General features: G+C 60.6%; 1 protein-coding gene. It reads right to left on the minus strand.

Annotation, left to right across the window (positions count from 1 at the left end; all coding sequences use genetic code 11):
• Positions 1-622, minus strand: a 622-nt coding sequence (locus tag J5M71_RS26535) for an ATP-binding protein (RefSeq protein ID WP_243434362.1), incomplete at both ends; no start/stop codon positions are given.

Genomic DNA, 622 nt, shown 5'->3' on the forward strand with positions numbered 1-622 from the left:
GCCCAGACCGGTGCCTTCACCCGGATCCTTGGTGGTGAAGAAAGGTTCGAACAATCGGTCCATGATGCTCGACGGAATACCACTGCCTTCGTCTTCGACGATCAGATCGACCGTGTGTTCGCCGGCTTCGCTCTTGACCCGTACCGCACTGTGCGGCGGCGAGGCGTCGCGGGCGTTGGAGAGCAGATTGATCAGCACCTGGGCAAGCCGTTGCGGGTCGCCTTCGACCCAATGATCGGGATCGCACAGGTTGTAGAACTGCACTTCGAAATTGCGCCGGTTCAGCGCCAGCAGGCCAATGGCGTCCTGCGCGACTTCGGCCAGACACACTGGTTCGTCGTTGTGCTGATGGCTGCCGGCATGGGCGAAGCTCATCAGCGACTGGACGATGCGCGAGACGCGTTTGGTCTGCTCGAGAATCTGCCCGCTGATTTCCGTCAGCTCGCCGTCATCTTCACGCTCTTCGCGCAGGTTCTGCGCCAGGCAGGCGATGCCGGTGATCGGATTACCGATTTCGTGGGCCACACCCGCTGCGAGTCGACCGATGCTGGCCAGCCGTTCGGAATGCACCAGTTTATCTTCGAGCATCTGCGTTTCGGTCAGATCTTCGACGAGTAACACC

Source organism: Pseudomonas sp. 43(2021), from assembly GCF_017490805.1.
In the GTDB taxonomy this organism is placed as follows: Bacteria; Pseudomonadota; Gammaproteobacteria; order Pseudomonadales; family Pseudomonadaceae; genus Aquipseudomonas.